This window comes from Dolichospermum sp. LEGE 00240 (genome assembly GCF_015207875.1).
GTDB classification, from domain to species: domain Bacteria; phylum Cyanobacteriota; class Cyanobacteriia; order Cyanobacteriales; family Nostocaceae; genus Dolichospermum; species Dolichospermum gracile.
Genome location: NZ_JADEVZ010000010.1, coordinates 1 through 22159, shown reverse-complemented (window position 1 = coordinate 22159; position 22159 = coordinate 1). Strand labels below are relative to the sequence as shown.

Genomic DNA, 22159 nt, shown 5'->3' with positions numbered 1-22159 from the left:
TAGGGGTTTAGCAGTGCTAAACCCCTACGTTTAGAATCAAACAATCAAGCCGTTTTGAGTATAGCTATGACTTTAACATTCAAATTCCCTACATGATCATTAGTTGGAATACTGAACAGACACTGAGAACTTAAACTGACAATTTAAGCTTGATGTCAGCAGTCAAGGCACTTGCATCAAGGGTATTAATCAACCCATCACCATTGATATCAGCAGTGGCATCAAAAATTCCCTTATTAAAGTTCGTTTTTGCTTGGTTCAGTGAACCTAAATCACCAGTATTAACTTTGCCATCATAGTTGATGTCTGAGTTAAAGGTGGATTTACCGGACAATTTAACCTCGTACTGAGACCAATCAGGAACGTTGGTAAACAATACCAGACCATTAGTAAGATCAAAGTTTTCCTTAGCTGCTGAAGGATCATAGGTCAACTCAACCCGTTGGCTAGAACCCGGATTCAGCAATAGGTCTTTATCCCCTGACAAATCCAGATTATTCACAGTCACCCCGCTGACATTAATCTGAATATCGGAAACCACCAGGATACCTGTCCCCGTATTGTTGATATCAAAGTATTTGGTGATATCAGCATAATTGGGGCGGACATAATCGCTGTCTTGGTAGCCCTTACGAAACTGGGATAGTTCTGTTGTGAATTTGATACTAGAATCATCGGCATTGCCTGAATTATCGGTAATAGCCAAACCTGGAATCACAATATCAGCTTCCTTTTCAACTGTAATAGTAAAGATATCACTAACATTTGCTCCGGCTTTATCTGTAGCGATCGCCTTAACATTCAAACTACCAACATTATCATTACTGGGAGTACCGCTAAAGGTGCCAATTGTGGGATTAAAGGTTAACCAACTTGGTAAAGCATTGCCATTTTCTAATGTTGCGGAATAAGTCAGAAAATCACCAGCATCAATATCGCTGAAAGTGTTGGTGGGAATTTGGAAGTTAAAGAGGTTATCTTGTTTAGCGTTTTGATCGGCGATCGCATTACTCAAAATCGGTGCATCGTTGATGTTTTCAACGGCAATTACAAAGATATCACTAACAGTTTCCCCGGCTTTATCTGTAGCGATCGCCTTAACATTCAAATTCCCTACATTGTCATTAGTGGGAGTCCCGCTAAAGGTGCGAGTTGTGGAATTGAAGGTTAACCAACTTGGTAAAGCATTACCATTTTCTAATGTTGCTGAATAAGTGAGAACATCACCAGCATCAATATCTGTGAAGGTGTTGGTGGGAATTTGGAAACTGAAAGCGTTACCTTGTTTGGCGTTTTGATCTGCGATCGCATTACTCAAAATCGGCGTATCATTAACATTTTCAACGGTAATTACAAAGATATCACTAACATTTTCCCCGGCTTTATCTGTAGCGATCGCCTTAACATTAAAGTTCCCTACATTATCATTAGTGGGAGTACCGTTAAAGGTGCGAGTTGTAGGATTGAAGGTTAACCAACTTGGTAAAGCATTACCATTTTCTAATGTGGCTGAATAGGTAAGAACATCACCAGCGTCAATATCCGTGAAGGTGTTGCTTGGGATAGTGAAGGTAAAGGCTGTATCTTCCGTTGCTGTTTGCGGGGCGATAAGGTTAGTAACTGTAGGCGGATTATTAACTATGATTTGTTGGTTGCCAAAATCAATTCCTGTACGGACTTCACCTGCTGTCAGGTTGACGGTATGAACAAGGTTAATGGTATTGTCGAATATGGTAGTTGCCCCATTGTTATTGTTGTTACCAGGATCAACAGGATTGGGATTAGAAGTTGCATCACTGAGATTGAGAATACCTTCTGCGAGTTTCAATAAATCTACACGGGGATAATTTGCTCCTGTGTTGATCACGTTGTCATTCTCGTTATCACCGTCGTTGATAATGACACTGTTTGTACTTAGGAGATTACGAAACTCATTAACTGTGAGTTTCCGACCAAGTTTTTCTATTGCTATCTCTTGCGCGAGAGTTGCCACACCTGTAAAGTATGCCGTTGCTTGGCTAGTTCCTCCCATCGAGGTAGTACCACCATTGGCATTAGCGCCTGTAATTAAGATACCAGGAGCAAATACATCTAACAAGTTGCGATCGCGTTGGGAGAAACTAGCAATTTGGTCAGCAGTTGTGGTGTAATCAATTGCACCACCAACAAAGTTTTTCTGAGTGCCAGAATTATCCGCCCAAACCGCACCAACGGCGATGACATTGGGATCTATGGCTGGGTAAGCTAATCCGGGGTTACTACCATACTGATAAAAGCTGTTACCTGCGGCGGCGCTGATAATGATATTTTGAGAGGCGATCGCTGCTAATTCATCACCAATACCATAACGAGAGGTTGCCGTTGTCCAATTTTGACTATCACCAATGGAAAGGTTGACAGATGCGATATTATATGCTGTGCTATTAGCCGCCACCCATTGCAGGGCTTTTTCTAAATCGGAGAAACTGCCAGCACCGTTATCTTTAAAGACTTTCAGGGCAATAATATTAGATTCAGGTGCAACGCTGGTAAAGATACTGGCAATGTGAGAACCGTGATTATTTTTATCACTAGCATCTGTATCATTATTCGCAAAATCGTATTCATAAACGATTTTATCAGCAATGCCGTTATTATCAGCATCAGTCCCAAAGATGGGATGATTTAAGTCTATGCCTGTATCAATGATGACCGTAGTTAAACCGTTGCCTTTGATGTTAGCAAATCGGCTATCTGCCCAGAAATTATCCAGGTTAATTAAAGAAGTTGCCTGACTATCTACAAAACTGGAAATTGTGCTGCTAGGAGTTTCCAGAGGAGGCGTTACTGTAGAATTGGCAGGGGCATCGTCATCAACAATAGTCACAGTAGCACTGCTTTGATTACCGATGGATGCGCCACCTGTGGGGTTAGTCAGTTTAATTGTAAAATACTCGTCTCCCTCAACTTTGTCATCGTTACGAATTTTGATGGCATTAGAATTACCTAACAGGGCATTCTGCACATAAACGAGTTTGCTGGTTTCATTGGCAGCAAAGGTGACAGCAATCGGAATATTATTGAAATCATTATTGACGGAACTAGCCGCACATCCGCACCCTTTGGCAGTACCATCAATGAAGCTCAGTGTGGCACTAACTGTATTACTGGCGTTTCCTGTGCGAGTTACCCAAATTTCTGTGAGTGCAGTTCCGTCTTCCTTGACTATATAATTAGCCGCATTGAAGTTGAGTTGAACCTCGCTGATTGAGTCGAGGGGGGAAATAATATCTAAAGTTGGGGTATAAAGGGGAATTTCTGCGTTGGTGGTGGTGATATTAACGCCGGGGAAGGTTTGCTTCCATCCTGGTTGTTGCACTTCTGCGGCGGTGTAAATTCCCGGACGTAGATTAGTGAATTGATAATTACCGTTTGTGTCGGTAATAGTTGAGATTTCGCTGTTGTCTAATTGTCCGTTGGTGTTGGTATCGAGGTAAATTGTCCAACCTTGTAAACCAGTTTCCCCAGCATCTTTTACCCCATTACCATCAAGATCATGCCATTTCATCCCCCGAATTTCAGCATCATTATCGGTAATGCTGACAGCAATATTAGGAAGTGTGGCATTGTTGTAATTAGCATCTGTACTGCTAACACTATGGCTAATTGTACTGGTGTGGTTGCCTTCTGGGATAGTGTCGTTAACGGCAGTCACGGTAACTGTTTGGGGAGTATTCCAGTTAGCAGATGTGAAGGTAACGGTAGTTTTATCAATGGTAATTTGATTACCACCGTTTAGGGTAACAGTCACATCAGCAGTCGGTTGAGTTTTGAGAACAAGGGTATAACTATCAGTATTACCCCCTTCGGTAACGGCGGTGCTACCACCACTTTGAATTAAAGTAATACCAGGGGTTGGTGGTGCAGTAATGGTAAATGTTGCGGTTTTGGCTGCATCACCACTATTACCCGCATTATCTTGGATGGTAGTAGCATCAACTTTTAAGCTGTAAATACCAGGAGTGTTAGTTAAGCTATCTAACCCGTTAATGCGATAGGTTGTATCGGAGAGATAGGTAACAGTGACGGTATTGGGTAAAGTTAGGTTAACACCGTCACGGCTGAGGGTAAGATCACTCTGATCAAAGGTATTGAGATTAATTTGTTCGGAGAATTGAACATCAATAGTATTGACGGGGTTAGGGGTTGAGGTGGGAAGGTTAGGGAATTGGGTAATAGCCGGTTGAGTAACATCAGCAAAAACCCCAAGGGTAGCAGTTGAAATGTTTCCGGCGACATCTTGTACTCGAATTTCTAGGTTACGAGAACCGGGGGAAGGGAGTTGAATATTGCCACTAAATTGCGTTCCGGTGACGGTTGCTTGTCCTAAGTCTTGGTTAGTGGTTAGGTCGTTGATATAAACCCGGAGGTTAGATTCGGGTAAATTGCCTGTAATGGTGATATTTTGGCTATTAACTCGGAATTGTCCGAACTGATTGAGAATCCCTAATGAAGCGGTTTGTAGTTCGGCTGTTGGGGTAGCATTAACTTGAATATTAGTGGGAATATTGGGGGCAATGCTGTCTAATGTCCAGGTTTGGGTTAAGGAGTTACTGACGCTATTCCCTGCTGCATCTTTAATTCCTGTCCCGTTGACGGTGAGGGTGTAAACGCCGTTATCAGCTTGTAGTCCGCTTAATCCTTTGATGGTGTATGTGGTTTCGTTGCGTTTTTCTAGGGTGACACCATTGGTGATTAAATTGGCACTACCATCACGGGTTAAGATCAGGTCATTAAAATTCAGTGTATCTTTGTTAATTGCCTCAGAAAAACTGATTTCTACGCTAGTAACTGCCGTATTGCGAGGACTGGTCAGGTTAGTAATACTGGTAAGGGTGGGAATAGTGTTGTCCAATACCCAGTTAAAGCCTTTACCGCCTACGCCGTTGTTACCATCAGTATCCTGTACGCCATTAGCGGTGACTAATAGTTGATAATCCCCTTCGATGTTGGTAAATTGGGCAAAGTTACCGACTCGGAAGGTAGTCGCATCAATTGGGGTGATGGTGACGGTGTTGTTAACTAAGCTTTCGCCGTTGTTGCGTCTTAGGGTGATGTCGGTATAGTCGAAGCTACTGGGGTTAATGGCTTCTGTGAAGGTGACATCGAAGGTATTAACGGCAGTTTTAAGTAAGGTGGAGTTAAAGCCGATAATTGAGGCAATAGCGGGTCTGTCGCCTGTAAATGTCCAAGTTTCGTTGACAATACCTGCCCCGGCGTTACCTGCTAAGTCTTGGATACCTGTGGCATTAACACTGAGTTGATATTGTCCAATATTGCCCGTAATGCCGGTTAGGTTGTTGATTTGGAAGGTAATCGGGTCAATTTGGCTGATTGTCACCCCGTTGGTGATTAAATTTGCCCCACTATCAAGGGTTAAGCTTAGGTCTTGATAATCAAAGGTATTGGCACGAATGGCTTCACTAAAGACGACGGTTAAGTTATCAACGACTGTATTGCGGGGGTTGGGGGAAACGTCAATGATTTCGCGGACTTGGGGGGCTGCGTTGTCGTTGCTGTTGTAGATGATTTTGTAGCTGCCCGTGCTGTCTTTGTCGAGGAAATGTAAGATATTTTCATATACAGGTCTTCCGGTGGCGGGGAAGGTGCGATCTGTGCGCCAGATATTATCTAGATTGATTAATGTACCATCGGAACGTAATAGCTGTTTAATTTGGAATTGTCCATTGGCGGGATCTGCGAGGGTGATATAAGTCCAGCCGACCTCACCCCCTAACCCCTCTCCTATGAGGAGAGGGGAGTTTACGGTGATTTGTGCTTCTAGGTCAAAGATGGTAACAGGTGCGTCAACGGTGGCGGTGTCAATGGTGGTGACGGGTGCGGTGCCGCCTTTGCTGAAGTAGAGGGTATCGGGGTAGAATTTGGCATCAAAGGTGTCGTTAACGAGGAAATCAGGCAGATTATCGCTGTCTGCTGCAACTTTTTGGATTAATTCGTGAATTTTGACTTCTTTGATTAAGGATAGTTCTTTGTTGCCGAGTCCGTTAACGTGTTCAAAGGTGGCTTTGTATTCGATGAATTTACCCTGTAGGGTAGATTTGAGCAACCAGTTAGCGACGGCGGTTTCTCCTGCTGCAATATCGCCAAAGTTGACTGCAAGGGAGGGAGTAACGTCTTCTCCGTTGAGTTGAGAACCGATGATATTGAAGTCAATCAGTAATCCTTTCTCATTTTCGATGATTTTGGGTTGAGATGAGGTAATACGAAGGTTTTTCGCGTCGCCATAGCCTTGATTACGGACTAAGACAGCGAGATCGAAGGGTACAGCTACTTCGGTGGCATCGGTGAAGGGATCATCGCCATAGACGTTGCGGGATTGGAAGTAGTCGAGGTAGAGTTCGGCTTGGGGTAAGACGGTGATGGGGGTGGAAAGTAAGGGGACGTTGATGACTTGTCCGTTTTCGGTGTAGGAGAGTGTACCACCGATGCTGTAGGTGGTGGGTGCTTGGGGTGCGGCGAGGTTGGTGGGGATAAATGTCCATTCTGCACTGCCTAAGCCTTCATTTTGGGGGGTATTGGGGTCATCACCGATGAGGATACCTGTACCATCTACTGCGGTGATGTTTTTCAGGATGGGGTTAGTGATACCAAAGAGATCGTTAACGATATTGCCGTTTTGATCTTTGACTTGCAGGGTGACGGTGAGGTTAGTGAGGCTGGTGGCGTTGCCGTTGTCAATTTCTAGTGCGCCAAGGAAGGCGGAACGAGTCATTACTGCGGATTGGTCGATTTGTAGTTTGACTCTGGCACAAACACTATCTTCTTCCGCTTTCGTCAGTAATGAGGAAGATGAGGGATTAAGACTAGCTAGGTAATTACTTTCTAATGAAGAATAAGATTTGCCAAGAAGATTAGCAAGGTTTTGCAGAATTCCGGCTTGGATTGGATCTATAGTGATTGATTGTTCTATTGCTGATGTTTGGACAAAATCACTTTCACTTTCAGTTTTAGGTTTAGGTAGCTCATCCTTGCAAATAGGAGGTAATCCTTCCTTTGGAAAATTTTCACACTTTCCAACTGAAGCAGGTTCAATAAAGTAGTTTCTGTCTTCTCTTTTTTCAGTATTGGGATCGTCTGGTCCGTATAAGCTATATGTAATGATGCTTGGAATATCAGCAACTATGGTTGAATAAATCCCGTCAGATTGGAAACAATCTACCCAACCAGTATTAGGTGAATATAAAAATTTATAGGAAACACCACCAAATAATCCTGCTTCTGCTGTTCCTTTATAAAGTTCTATATCAGTCCCATTAATCAAATCAACTTTAGCTGATGCTTCTCCTGTCGCACCTGCTTGAAATCCTAGTCCAATCTCGCCAGTAATTCCATACTCAATTCGCCCATCACAACAGCGTACTACCACAGCAGTGATACTAGCACTAAAAGAAGCTTGTATTCCAATGAAGGCTTCACCCGATAAGGATATGCCTTCAATACCAAAGGGCAAAGCTTCTTCTGGTACTTCTACGGAACCTTCAGCTTCAAGAGCCGGTCCAACTTTAAATTTACCAGTCCCCGTAGCTTGGGCAGTAAATTTCAGACCAAAAGGATCGCAACAGGTTTGAACTTGAGCAAAAGCTTCAATATCAAGTTCAACTGAACCTAACTCTTTGATGTAAGCATTTATCGCTTTTTCGGCTCTTTTTACAAAAGGTTTTAAATAGTCGGAAACATCTAAGTTAAATAATGTTACTTCTAAACAACAATTAGTATCGCTTTCGCTAATGACGGGTGTAGAACTACCACCGCCAGGACCACCAGGACCACCAGGACCACCAGGACCACCAGGACCACCAGGTAAGCTAGGAGGACAATTGCCTTTTACATTGATAACCTTACCCTCGGTAGATTTATTAATTTCTTGTGGACCACAAGGAAAGCTCGAATCGACAAAGAAAGATATATCACAAGGAACAGAAAGTGGAGCAGCTTGGGTTACTAACTCACTACTATTACTAACGGTATCAAAATCTGCAACTCTTGTAATTCTTACAGGTACAGTGATAGAACTTTTTGCTGCTAAATTGTCAAGACTATTAAATAACGGTTCGATTTTGTAGAAAGGATGATTTCCAAAGTTTATCTGAATGTCATTGGCAGCAATTAATCCCTCATTAGATAAGGTCAAGTCAATTTGTGTTACTTGACCAACAACCTGTAAATCAGCCAAATCAATTACTGGAGGATAAATAACAACTGTAGGAATCGGAACATCTGTCTCAAAAACGCTTTGAACTGTTATTTGATATCGATCCTCAATTGTCGTATCTTCAACTCGCCAAATATATTGAACTGTCTGACGAGATAAAAACGCATCAATATTTTCCGTTTCCCCTGCATCTAACTGAATCGTTTGACGGAAAGTTTCGTGCTTATCTGCCTTAATCTCAATGTTGTAAAACCCTTCATTAATATTAGACAGGTTAAGCATTCCTGTCTCATCCGTCACCGTACTGGCTATCACTGCATTACTGAAATAATCCCGTAACGTCACTGTTGCATTGGCTAACTTCGGCGCACCTTCTGCAAAATAGAATAATTCATCAACGGTATTAATCCGTATATTGCCCTTTGCCTCACTTACCGCACGGAAGTTAAAATCAACAGATAAATCCCCATCATTTCCAGCAGCATCTAAGAAGAGATTTCCTGTATATTCCGTTAACGGTAAATTCGCCTCTGGAGACAGTAATAAAGTAACTTTTGTAGATTCTCCCGGATTTAATGCCGAAATTGTCACAGGAGAAGCCAACTTTAACCAAGGTTCATTCGGTAACAATACCTCAATATTTTCAGCAACTCCTCCCCCTTCATTCTTCACTTCAAACTCAACAAAAGTTTGATTACCCCGTAACATCCCACTACTCACCAAATTAGTAGAAGCCACCAAACGGGGGACGATCCGCTCTAAATTGACATTAACAGGTAAAACTGCCGTCGCGCCTTCCGCACTGGTAAGCTTGATATTAAAAGTATCTTGGGTAATATAGGAATCATTAGGCGCAGTAATCGTATAGCTAACGGTATTATTCCCCGAACCATCCAAGACGGAGGGAGTATTAACCTGAACATTCCACCCCTCCACCACACTGTCAACCGTCGCGGTAATTCCCGTTAAACCAATATTCGTGATATTTTCCAGTCCCACAGAACCAGTAAAGGGAGAATTTGCAATGATTTTATTAGTGACTTGATTGCTATTAAATTTCATCCCCAACAGCTTAAAACTGTCCTCTGGTGCTGTGTCTTCAGTAGGGTTACTGGGGAAATAGGCATTAATGTTATATTGTCCCCCTTCCGTGGGTAAGGGGTTAAAATTCTTAACAAAGTTACCATTTCCATCGGTAAATGCGCTTAATTCCCGAATTGTGCGGTTATTTTCAACTTTAATAGTGACAAATTCAAAAGGTACAGGGGAATTATCCGCGTTATTAACCGCACTTCCTCGCAAAGTCACCGCTTGTCCATTTGTACCAATTTCCGTATCGGTGGAAACGGTGGCTTTATAAGCAGGAGTAACAGTAATGGGAGTGATGACGGTGTTATTCTGTTCCCCTAATCCTGCACCCTCATTAACGGTATTATTAGCGTCTGTGGTAGCAATTAAATAATATTCTCCCCCATTTCTCGGCGCAAAGAAGGGAATATTGCGATCATAGAAAGAATTAAAGGGAATATTTGGGGTAAAGGTGGTTTCAGTGATCAGAGTATCGCCGCTATCTAATTTATTATCCGTAGATAGATAAACCTTGTCCGTCCAACTTCCCGTCGCATCCGTTAAGCCTTTATTTTCGACTTTATAAGCTAAGAAAGACTGCTTTCCTGTAAAAAGTGGAATAGTTGTCGGTGCTAAATTGGTAATTTGTAAGTCAGGAACATCAATATCACTAACTTCGACGGTTTTTACACCATTATTAAACCCGTTCGCAGTTGCAGTCAGGGTAACGGTTTGACTACCATCGCTTACCCCATCATTTACCCCCGTCACAATAAAGGTAGCAGAAGTTTCTCCGGCAAGAATCGTAACGGTTTGGGGTACAGTTGCTTCGGTGGTGTCGCTACTGGTGAGGTTAACGGTTAATGCTTCTGTTGTGGGGGTATTTCGGGTAATGGTAGCGGTAGCTGTTCCCGTCTCGCTGATAATGTTTTGATCGAGGGTTAAATTTAAACTTGGACTTTCATTATCCGTTACATTAAGATTAGCTGTTGCTTGTCCTGCATCTACTGTGATATTTGTGCCTGTATAGGTAGGTTTAGCGGTAACTACAACCGCTTGTATGCTATCTAAAATGGTATCATCAACTCCTTGTATTTCAAAGGTTACTGATGCTTGATTAGCAGGAATAATGACGCTGGTGGGAACAGTTGCTTCTGTCGTGTCGCTGCTACTAAGTTGAACTTCTAGGGGAGTATTGGTAATAATATTTCGGGTGACTGTAGCGATCGCTTTACCCCCATTCTCGCTGATACTATTAGCAGCTAGAGTCAAGGTTAAAATCACCCCATCATTATCTGTCACTGCTACAGTATTCTGACCACTAATAAACCCAGAAGCTGAGGCAATAATTGTATAGTTTTTCGGCAGTTCTATTAAGGTATCATCGACGGCAGTAATATTAAATGTTGCTGAAGTTGCACCTGCTGGAATGGTAACAGTTGTAGGTACAGTAATTTGACTACTTTCACTATTAACTAAGGTGACTGTTAAGGGTGCTGTAGTGTCTGTATTACGGGTGACTGTTCCCTGAATGGTGTTACCTTCGTTGACTTGTTGGGAATTAATATTAACCGTTAAAGTGGGTTTAAAATCATCATCCAAAATGTTGACAATCGCGCTCTTTTGTGCATCATTAATTGTTGCTCCTCCAGTTGGGTTAGTTAGGGTTAAGTTGATGGTTTCTGTATTTTCTAAAACCGTATCATTGATGATGGGAATAGTAACTGTTTTACTGGTTTCTCCGTTAGCAAAGTTAACCGTAATAGGTGTAGCAACATAATCACTTCCTGATGTTACTGTACCATTTGTTAATAATATTTGTGCGCTAATTGCCCCATCACTTCCCCCAGTGCGGTTAATAGTAACTTGAGTGACAGGTGTGCCATTTTCATTAATATCATAAGTGGCATTGCTGAAGGATAAAACACCAGGTACTGCATCATTATCAATGATACTTAAAACGGCTGTTGTTTGTGTTCCTAATATTGCCCCATTGGTGGGATTTGATAGGGTTAATTTGACTGTTTCTGTGGGTTCATAAACCGTATCATTATTGATAGGAATCGTTACAGTTTGACTGGTAACTCCATCAGCAAATGTTACCGTAATGGGTGAATTATTATAATCACTTCCTGCCGTTGCTGTTCCATTACTAGGAGTTAAAGTAACACTAACTATGCCATCACTTCCCCCTGTACGATTTAGAGTTATGTTAGCAACTGGTGTGCCATCTTCATTGACACTATAACTCGTTGAACTAAAAGCAATAGTTCCTGGTCTTAAAGGATCATCATTAATGATAGTAAGTGTGGCTGTAGTTTGCGTTCCTAATGTTGCACCACCAGTGGCATTTGTTAACGTTAAATTGATAGTTTCATCCGGTTCAAATTGAAGATCATTAACGATAGGAATGGTGATAATTTTGCTTATTTCACCACTGACAAAACTAACGGTAATAGGGGTGTTATTGTAGTCAGAAGGTGCGGTTGCTGTACCCCCTGTATAGGTAATGGTTGCGCTAACTGCGCCGTCACTTCCTCCTGTACGATTTATGGTTATATTAGCTGTTCCGTTTTCGTTGACGCTGTAACTTGAAGTATTAAATAATAATGTACCTGGATTACTTATTGGATCAGGTTGTAAAGTAAATAAAGCACTATCAGGAACAATTTGCTTGGGAATATTGCCATCAACACTTGACCAAGAAAAATTCATGACTTCGCCTCCATTGGCCTCACCGTAGAGCATTAAAATGTCATGTAATCCTGCGGTTAAAAATGCTGTACCACTTATTTCTATCGTGCCGTGTAATCCTCCATTATTAACTGTAGAATTACTAGCAGACGGAGAAAATGCTGCACCATCTAAAAATAAATAACTAGCATCATCACTATTCAAATAAAATGTGTAATTTCCAGTTATAGGAATATTAATATATCCCTGCCAACGAACACTAAAAGTGTCTAAATCTGCTAAGGAAGTATTGCCAAGATTCCAAGAATTACCAGCAAAGTTTATCGTGCTATCATTGCGGCTGAGAACGAGTTGATTTTGAGCAAAGAAATTAAAATTATCGTTCCAATAACCATCGTAATATTGTGCTGCCAGTCCACCAGAAGCTACGCTAGGATTCGTAAAGTAATTAGAATTAATATCTAATCCTGTTACTCCTTCAACAACAGCAATTAATTCATCGGGTTCTGTGCCTGGTTTATCAATAAATATGCCTGTTCCTGAAACGCCAGCAATGGGAGAATTAGCGAGAATATAATTACTTTTTGCCCCTGATAATTGAATCTTATCTTCATCAATATTAAAGTCTTTAATCAGGGCATAATCACTAATACCATTAGTGCTAGTATTGCCATCATCATAATAGGCTTTTGTTGCATCTCCTAAGATAAAGCGATCGTTTCCCGTTCCCCCTTCTAATGTATCAATTTCACCGATTCCGGGAGCAGCCGCAGTAGTATTAACACCAATCAGGCGATCGCTTCCATCCCCACCATTAAGGGAGTCATTACCAGTACCCCCTTCTAGGGTATCATTCCCTGCATTACCTGTGAGGGTATTATTGCCACTGTTACCTGTGAGGGTATTGTTAAGGGTGTTACCCGTCGCATTGAGGTTATTTGTGCCTGTGAGAGTGATATTTTCAACGTTAGCGAGGGTTTCAACGCTGTAGGAAATAGAAGCTTGAATGAGGTCTATTCCTGCACTCGCATTCTCATTAATGGTGTCCCCTAGTTCATTAATGATGTAGGTATCATCGCCGATACACCCTTCTAGGATGTCAATACCAGTACCACCGTTTAGGGTGTCATTCCCTGCACCACCTTTTAAGGTATCGTCAAGGTTGCCACCAATGAGATTATCGTTACCGCTACCACCTGTAATGTCAAATTTCTCGATATTGACGTAATTTACAGAGTTTCCAGTGGTGGATATTGTTCCACCGCCATTATTATTAGGGGTTGTGGAAGTTATATTGGTGGTGAGGGTGGAGTAATCAACTTTTAGGGTGTCGGTTTCGGTGCCACCGTCGGCGTAGTCGCTACCGAGTCCGGGGTCTAAAGTATCATTCCCTGCTTGACCATAAACCTGATCATTCCCTGCGCCACCAATAATGCTATCGTTACCATCTCCCCCCTCAAAGTAATCATTTCCTGCACCACCAATGAGGGTGTCATTTCCTGCGTAACCCCGTAAGTCGGCATAAATAGCACCCGAAGCGTTAACATTATCATTCCCCGTCGTATTATTGCCTCGGTAGTAGAAATTCTCAATTCCCGTAATAGTTCCCCCTGCTGAAGTTGTGCCATTATTGGGGTCACTGTAGTTAACGGTTGTCCCTGTTGCTAGTCCATAGAGGTCGAGTCTATCTGTACCTGCACCTCCAATAATTACGTCTGCTTCTGAGCCTTCTGAGAAGTAGTCATCACCATCTCCCCCGTCTAAAGTATCATTACCCGCACCGCCATAAACCTGATCATTCCCTGCGCCACCAATAATGCTACCGTTACCATCTCCCCCCTCCAAGTAATCATTTCCTGCACCACCAATGAGGGTGTCATTTCCTGCGTAACCCCGTAAGTCGGCATAACTAGCACCCGAAGCGTTAACATTATCATTCCCCGTCGTATTATTGCCTCGGTAGTAGAAATTCTCAATTCCCGTAATAGTTCCCCCGGCTGAAGTTGTGCCGTTATTGGGGTCACTGTAGTTAACGGTTGTACCTGTTGCTAGTCCATAGAGGTCGAGTCTATCTGTACCTGCACCTCCAATAATTACGTCTGCTTCGGCATTCTCTGAGAAGTAGTCATCACCATCTCCCCCGTCTAAAGTATCATTACCCGCTTCACCATAAACCTGATCATTCCCTATACCACCAATAATGCTATCGTTACCATCTCCCCCCTCCAAGTAATCATTTCCTGCACCACCAATGAGGGTGTCATTTCCTGCGTAACCCCGTAAGTCGGCATAACTAGCACCCGAAGCATTAACATTATCATTCCCTGTCTTATTATTGCCTCGGTAGTAGAAATTCTCAATTCCCGTAATAGTTCCCCCGGCTGAAGTTGTGCCGTTATTGGGGTCACTGTAGTTAACGGTTGTCCCTGTTGCTAGTCCATAGAGGTCGAGTCTATCTGTACCTGCACCTCCAATAATTACGTCTGCTTCGGCATTCTCTGAGAAGCCATCATCACCCGCACCCCCGTCTAAAGTATCATTACCCGCTTCACCATAAACCTGATCATTCCCTATACCACCAATAATGCTATCGTTACCATCTCCCCCCTCCAAGTAATCATTTCCTGCACCACCAATGAGGGTGTCATTTCCTGCGTAACCCCGTAAGTCGGCATAACTAGCACCCGAAGCATTAACATTATCATTCCCTGTCTTATTATTGCCTCGGTAGTAGAAATTCTCAATTCCCGTAATAGTTCCCCCGGCTGAAGTTGTGCCGTTATTGGGGTCACTGTAGTTAACGGTTGTACCTGTTGCTAGTCCATAGAGGGTGAGTGAGTCAGTTCCTGCACCTCCAATAATTACGTCTGCTTCGGCATTCTCTGAGAAGCCATCATCACCCGCACCCCCGTCTAAAGTATCATTACCCGCTTCACCATAGAGGTTATCATTCCCCCCTAACCCTGAGAGAGCATCATTACCTGTTCCTCCATAGAGATGATCTTGATTGGTGTCACCCCCTTGCAGACTGTCATCTCCGGCTTCTCCATACAGTTGGTTATATCCCGTTGCACTACCAATGACCGTATCATTGCCTGCACCCGCATAGATTTCATTTTGCCAATAGCCATTGTAATCTGTAGCGGAAACGTTGATATTATCGTTCCCTGAACCTGTTATGAGTCGAGTTCTTTCTATTCCTTGGAAGACTGTGCCGTTATTTGACCCACCTGTGATACTGCCATTATTGACATTGGTATAGATAATGGTGGTGTCGGCTGTGTCGTTACGGTTGTCAATATCCAGAAAGTCGTTGCCATTTCCCCCAATGATGCTATCTGCACCTGTTCCTGGAGAGAAATTATTATCCCCAGAAGTGCCAACAAAGTTATTATCTTCATTGCCTCCGGTAAAATTCTGCATCTCAACGGCAAGAACATTCCCATTGAGGCTAATAAATCCGCGATCGTCCTCCGCTTTCAACTGACCTAACTCTGCATCAGACAGACTTTCCCTTTGTACCAACGCTGAAAAAATCGCCCCTTCATCCCCCTGACTATCTGCACTATTGAGCAAACTATCAACCTTGTGACCAATTTCCTCCAAAAGTAAGCCCACCAGAGGTTCAATGGAGATTGCTTCACTACCGTTAGCAATGGCACTCAGAAACGCCTCAGACAGATAAATCCGATTGGTAGAGACGGCATACGCCCCATTCGCCCCATTCAACTGTGCCGACGAGAGGAATTCAATAGTTGGAATAACGTTAAAATCCTGATTCTGCCAAGCCTGTGCCAAACTTAAAGCTGTTTCAACCTCAAAACTTTCCCCAAATGCCAAACGCATCTTATCTATGAATCCCGGATTGGTGGCAAATTTCCTGAGATATTGCTGTACCTCTTTTACTACAATGCCATTGACATTGGTTAAATAGTTGGGATTAGAACCACCATTACCAAGATTAATTAATTCAAGTGCTAAAATGCCACTGTATGCTGCTAATACTTCTGGATGGAAAGCTACGGATTTTTTGCCATCTGTAACGGGAAAACTCACCTCTAACTCCCAATTTCCGCCTAAAGCTGCATTGCCTGTTTTTGTTGCCGATGCCCTAATACTTGCTTTTGTAATCTGATGTAACTTGCGAATAAATTCTTCTCCAGCATCTCCAGCAGCCACATTACACCCATAAAGTAAAATGCTATTGCTTTGCCAATGCTGTAATAAATCAGCATATTTACTGATACTATCTAAATTAAGTTGACTATTTCCTAAATACAAACATCCCGGCGCACCGTGAGAAACGATATGAATGGTGGTAATTTCGGGATGCTGTCGTAAAACTGCGGTGATTTGTTTGATACCGTCTTGATTGGGGTTAAGAGCGATCGCTTCTACCCCCTCTGCAACTCCCGCCTGTAGAGTTTGATAATCGGAAACAGATGGATCAATAAAGACAACTATTCCTGAATCTTCTTTTGCCTTAAATCCCACATTCCTCACCCCATTCGCCCAAGCACCCTGTAAACCTTCTGGTGATGTACCAAACGCCAGTATCATCTTTTCACGAAAATCCGGTCTTTGAGCAAACTGCTGAAGCCGTTCCTCAGTATCTCGAATTGCTATTTGCACAACACCTAATAGATCATTATGGGTTAGCCCATTCAAGTTCAGTGTTTCAGAGGATTTGATTAGGATCATCGGTTTAACTGGGTGCTTGGTGTAGATATTGTCAGATTACCTGTAATTGACAATACACTAAAGCGTAAATACAAGCAAGTGTTACTTTGAACAAATTAATAATTGTTCACTGTAGTACCTAATCCCCATTACCCATTAAACATCTAAGTAGGTGAACACAATAAAACCAATCTGTGTAAAGAAACATAAAATCGCCCAAACCCTCTTCACTCTTGCCTTTTGCCTTGCCATAACGACAATTGGCTGATTCTATCTTCATTTCTCACTCCTGACTGGGCGCAGGCCCTGCGCCCCTACCTCCTATCCCTAAGTAGGGTTTGCTGATAGCGTAGCGTTAGCCATACTTCTAGTACACTGTGGCGTAAGTGAATGAACCATTCTAAATCCTCCAAAAGCCTATACTGTCTTCATTTTGACTTTTGACTTCCGCCTTGCGGTACTAGCCCTCACAGACAACTTTTTCAGCAAACCCTAATTAGGGCTTGCTAAATAAAGCTAAAATCATTTATTAATAAGGGTTTCGCGGATTTTTATCAGAAAAAAGTGCAAGGTTCTGGCTGATGGTGTCTCAAAATAGGTGCATTTTTCTTTGTCGGATTTGGAAAATTGAGGATATCCAGATCGTTGAAACTGTTAGAAAGTTCCCAGTTAAGAGTTCCCTGCCTTCACAGACAACTTATTCAGCAAACCCTAGTTAGGAATTATGAGTGATTTCTTGGGTGTTAACTGCTGGTAGGAGGGCGGTAAGGTGTGAGGTAACTTGACTGTAACGACGGGTAATGAGTAATGAAGAACGACATTGGATGGCAAGTTGATCTGTGTATCTTCCCAGGGTTTGGCGTTCAATTCCCCACAGACGGCTAGTACCAACAATGGTCAAATCAACATTTTCGGAGGCTGCAATTACGGATTGGATTGGTTCTGGGGATGTGACAGTTTTGATTTCAATGCGATCGCGCACACTTTGTGGTAATCGCTCAATCATGGCGTTGAGTTCATAACTTAATTCTTCTTGGATGTGATTGCCTTTAAAGACTTGTAAAACTTGTAAAATACAAGTATCCCGATTAATCAGCATTCTCAGGGCGATAATTAATGCTAAATCGTCGTGGATGTTGGCGCAGTAGGGAACTAATAAACTTTCAATGGCGTTGCCTCCCTTATCTACAAACACGGCGACATCTACCGGTGTGGTACTGAGAATTTGTCCGACTCTTCCCCCTAACCGATTGTTGCTAAAAGCTGGACGATGCCAACCGACGAGAACTAAATCGGGTTGTTCGATTTTGGCGATCTGTGCTGTTTCTCTGGCGACATTGCTAGATATGCGAACTATAGGATGGATATAGGAGCGTGTTTCTGGTGGTTCTAGGGTAGCAATTAATTCTTCTAGTTTTTGGCGACGTTCGGCAATGAGTCTATCAGCTGCCGTTGGGGTACTTTCAAAGCCATAGTCTTCTTCGAGTTCAATGAAACTGAGGGGATAAACCACAGCAGGTTGTCGGTTATTAACAGCGATCGCCGTTGCTAACTGTAACAAACCTTTTTGGGTAGCAGGATTAGCCACTGGGACTAAAATCCGATATTGGGCAATATAAATTTCGCTGGGAACTGGTACGGTTTCTGCTGGTATTTCTGGTTCTGGTTCAACAACATCTAATCTGATCAGGCGTTTCGGATAGGTAAATTCCAGTAATGGTGAAGTCATGAATGTTGTCACCAAAGCCATAATTACTAACATGGTGAAAAGTAAGGGGGTAATCACGCCTAACTCTAAACCAATATTCAAGACAATTAATTCAGTTAAACCGCGAGTATTCATCAACCAACCCAGGGCTGATGCTTCCCGTTTGTCAATACCACTAATTCGAGCCGCTACATAAGCACCAATATATTTACCGCCAATGGCCACTAATAAAATCAAGGCTGACAATAGCCATAAATGAGGACTGTTAAGTAAACCAATTTGGGTTTTTAAACCACTGTAGGCAAAGAAGATTGGTAACAAAAATATGAGAACAAAATCTTCAGTTTTGATCGCTAATTCTCTGACTAATTCTTCATCTTTGGGCATGACTGCGCCTAATAAAAATGCCCCAAAAATTAGGTGAATACCGATAAATTCAGTAATTAAAGCAGAGGAGACAACTCCCATATAAATTACAGCTAGAACGAATTGACTCAACCGCCCAGCCCGACGATGATGTTTACTCAGACGTTGGAGAAACCATCGCCCAATTGTGAACATGAAGCCAATATAAGCAATACTTTCAATAATGGTGAGAATAGCTTGCCCGTCAATACTACCGTGACGAGCGACAGCGATCGCTACTGCTAAAATACACCAAGCTGTCACATCATCTACTGCCGCACAAGTTAAGGCTAATGTCCCCAAACGAGTTCCCTGTAAGTTATTTTCGGTAATAATTCTCGCCAACACCGGAAAGGCAGTAATTGACATCGCCGCCCCTAAAAACAAAGCAAAAGGGGCAAAATTGACATGATTACTAGCAACTAAGGGATAAAGGACAAAAGATAATACAAAAGCCGAAGCAAAGGGAACAATAATACTGAGATTAGAAATAAGAATGGCAGTTTTTAAGTTACCACTCAGATATTTGGGATTTAATTCCAACCCAATCAGAAACATGAAAAATATTAGCCCAATTTGCGATAAAATATTCAAATAAGGCATCGTTTCTGGAGGAAACAGGCTATGAGCTAAACCAGGAGCAATTAAACCAAATAATGATGGACCAAGCATGATACCAGCGAAAATCTCGCCGATTACCAATGGTTGTTTAATTGCTTTGAATCCCAGTCCCACAATTCGAGAGAGTCCAATTACAATTAATACTTCAACCAAAACGAGAATAACCGTGTGCATATTTTCCTCATTGACGATAATTTGAGTTCACTATGATAATTTTTGACAATATAGCAGGAGTCAGGAGTTAAAAGTCTCTTAGTGTATGGCTTTTATTGTATATTCTGGCTCTCATCCCAGTGCATACCGCTATAGTTCAAATTGTCAACATAATTAGATATATTCTCAACTATTTTTATTAATTCAAGATGTTAATTATTGTTACCTTGCTATCTTGATTATCTCAGAAAATCAGTATTAATTTGTTGTTAAACTGTCAATAAACTTGAGAATTAGCAAGTATAAAACCTAAATCAAGAGAATCAAGTGGTCAGAACCTTTGATTAATAAATTATTTCCGCATAAAAGCTGACAATAAACCATAAATTCTTAAACAGTCCTCTGATTAAAAATTAGAAAAAATGTCTCAGGTGTAACCTAAAATACTTGCCGGCAAATCCTGTCTTTCTTATTCTGTCTTCTTCTGACAAAGGGCGCAGGCCCTGCGCCCCTACCTCCTGAATCGAGGAAAGAATTTGGGTTTATAGCCAAAAAATTGTAAATATGGCGTTAAATTTTGTTAAGATTAGGTACGGCGTTAGCTTTGCCCCCTGTCCCCTACCTACGAGACGCTTCATGCTGCGATTAGAACATATCAGTAAAATTTATCCTACAGGCGAAGTTCTTAAAGATGTCAACTGGGAAGTCAAACCAGGAGATCGTATTGGTTTAGTTGGTGTTAACGGTGCGGGAAAATCCACCCAATTGAAAATCATCTCTGGGGAGATTGAACCCACCGCTGGAGAAATTATTCGTCCCGCCAGTCTACATATAGCTTATCTTAACCAAGAATTTGAGGTTGACCCCACTCGTACAGTTAGAGAAGAATTTTGGACTGTATTTAAAGAAGCTAATGAAGTGCAGAAGGCTTTAGCTCATATCCCTCATGAGATGGAAACAGCTAATCCAGAAGAGTTAGATGAGCTAATTCATGAGTTAGATCGGTTACAGCGTCAGTTTGAAGCTTTGGATGGATATAATTTAGACTCACGGATTGGTAAGATATTACCAGAGATGGGATTTCAACTAGAAGATAGCGATCGCCTAGTTAGCGCCTTCTCCGGTGGTTGGCAAATGCGGATGAGTTTAGGCAAAATTCTCCTGCAAAAACCTGACTTATTACTACTGGACGAACCGACAAACCACCTAGATTTAGAAACCATTGAATGGTTAGAAAATTACCTCAGAGGTTTAATTACCCCAATGGTCATAGTTTCCCATGACCGGGAATTTTTAGATCGTCTGTGTAACCAAATCGTTGAAACTGAAAGAGGTGTTTCTAGTTCTTACCTGGGTAATTACTCGTCCTACCTGCAACAAAAAGCCGAAAATCAATACGCACAACTCAACGCTTACGAACGTCAACAAAAAGAATTAGAAAAACAACAGGCATTTGTAGAAAAATTCCGTGCCAGTGCTACTCGCAGTACCCAAGCGAAAAGTAGAGAAAAACTACTTGATAAAATTGAACGCATTGAAGCACCGACAGGAGGAGTTAGAACCCTACATTTCCGGTTTCCTGATGCCACTCGTAGCGGTAGAGAAGTAGTAGAAATTAAGGATTTAACCCACATTTATGGGGATAAAATTCTGTTTTTATCCGCAAATCTGCTGGTGGAAAGAGGAGACAGAATTGCCTTCCTTGGTCCCAACGGTGCAGGTAAATCCACACTGTTAAAAATTATGATGGGTGTTGAACTACCCACAGAAGGGATTGTGAAATTAGGCGATCACAACGTGATTCCTGGTTACTTTGAACAAAACCAAGCGGAAGCCTTGGATTTAAATAAAACCGTCATGCAAACCATCCATGACGAAGTTCCCAACTGGACAAACGAAGAAGTCCGCACATTGTTAGGCAGATTCTTATTTACTGGTGATACCGTATTTAAGAAAGTTGCGGCATTGAGTGGAGGTGAAAAGGCTCGATTAGCATTGGCAAAAATGCTATTACGTCCAGCCAATTTAATCATCCTGGATGAGCCTACTAATCACTTAGATATTCCGGCAAAGGAAATGATGGAAGAGGCTTTGCAAAACTATGATGGTACTGTCCTTGTAGTTTCCCACGACCGTTATTTTATCTCCCAAGTAGCTAACAAAATTGTCGAAATTCGTGATGGTGATTTTCATGTTTACTTAGGAGATTATCACTACTATCTCGATAAGAAAGCTGAAGAAAAAGAACTGGCGGAATTGGCAGCAGCAGAAGCCGCAAAAGCCGCTAAAAAAGCCGCTAAATCTGCCAAAGCTGGAGCAAAGCAGAAGTAGTTAATATCGGCGAATGGGTGACTGATTGTGATTCTGGCTTTCTGTCACCTATTTTTTAATGAACTTTCTGGGTTTAGCTTCATCCAGTGGTTTACCTCTTGATCCGGCGATAGCGTAAGCGCTAACCGAAGGTATCGCCACTGTTATAGTTTTATATATCCTCAAAATAGGGGTAAATATATTTTGCGATTACACTGAACCCCCGGCTGCTAATGGTGGAACTTTACCCCCAGCCAAATAATTTATGATGTAGGGGCGGGGTTTCCCCGCCCTTGAGGGGGTTTCCC

The 22159-nt window shown here is 42.1% G+C and carries 3 protein-coding genes; 1 reads left to right on the top strand and 2 read right to left on the bottom strand.

Features of this window, described 5'->3' with window-relative positions:
* Positions 1 to 130: 130 nt before the first annotated feature.
* Positions 131 to 16606 (bottom strand): putative Ig domain-containing protein, encoded by a 16476-nt coding sequence (locus tag IQ226_RS24925; RefSeq protein WP_370567082.1) that lies wholly within the window; start codon positions 16604 to 16606, stop codon positions 131 to 133.
* A 763-nt stretch (positions 16607 to 17369) separates the two neighbouring features.
* On the bottom strand, positions 17370 to 19562 hold the full coding sequence (locus IQ226_RS05165) for a cation:proton antiporter (protein ID WP_193892948.1): 2193 nt from the start codon (positions 19560 to 19562) through the stop codon (positions 17370 to 17372).
* Positions 19563 to 20177: 615 nt separating this feature from the next.
* Between IQ226_RS05165 and IQ226_RS05160 the strand changes: the two genes are divergently transcribed.
* Positions 20178 to 21872 carry an ABC-F family ATP-binding cassette domain-containing protein gene (locus IQ226_RS05160; RefSeq protein WP_193892945.1) on the top strand — a complete coding sequence of 565 codons (1695 nt, stop codon included), beginning with the start codon at positions 20178 to 20180 and terminating at the stop codon, positions 21870 to 21872.
* Positions 21873 to 22159 lie beyond the last annotated feature (287 nt).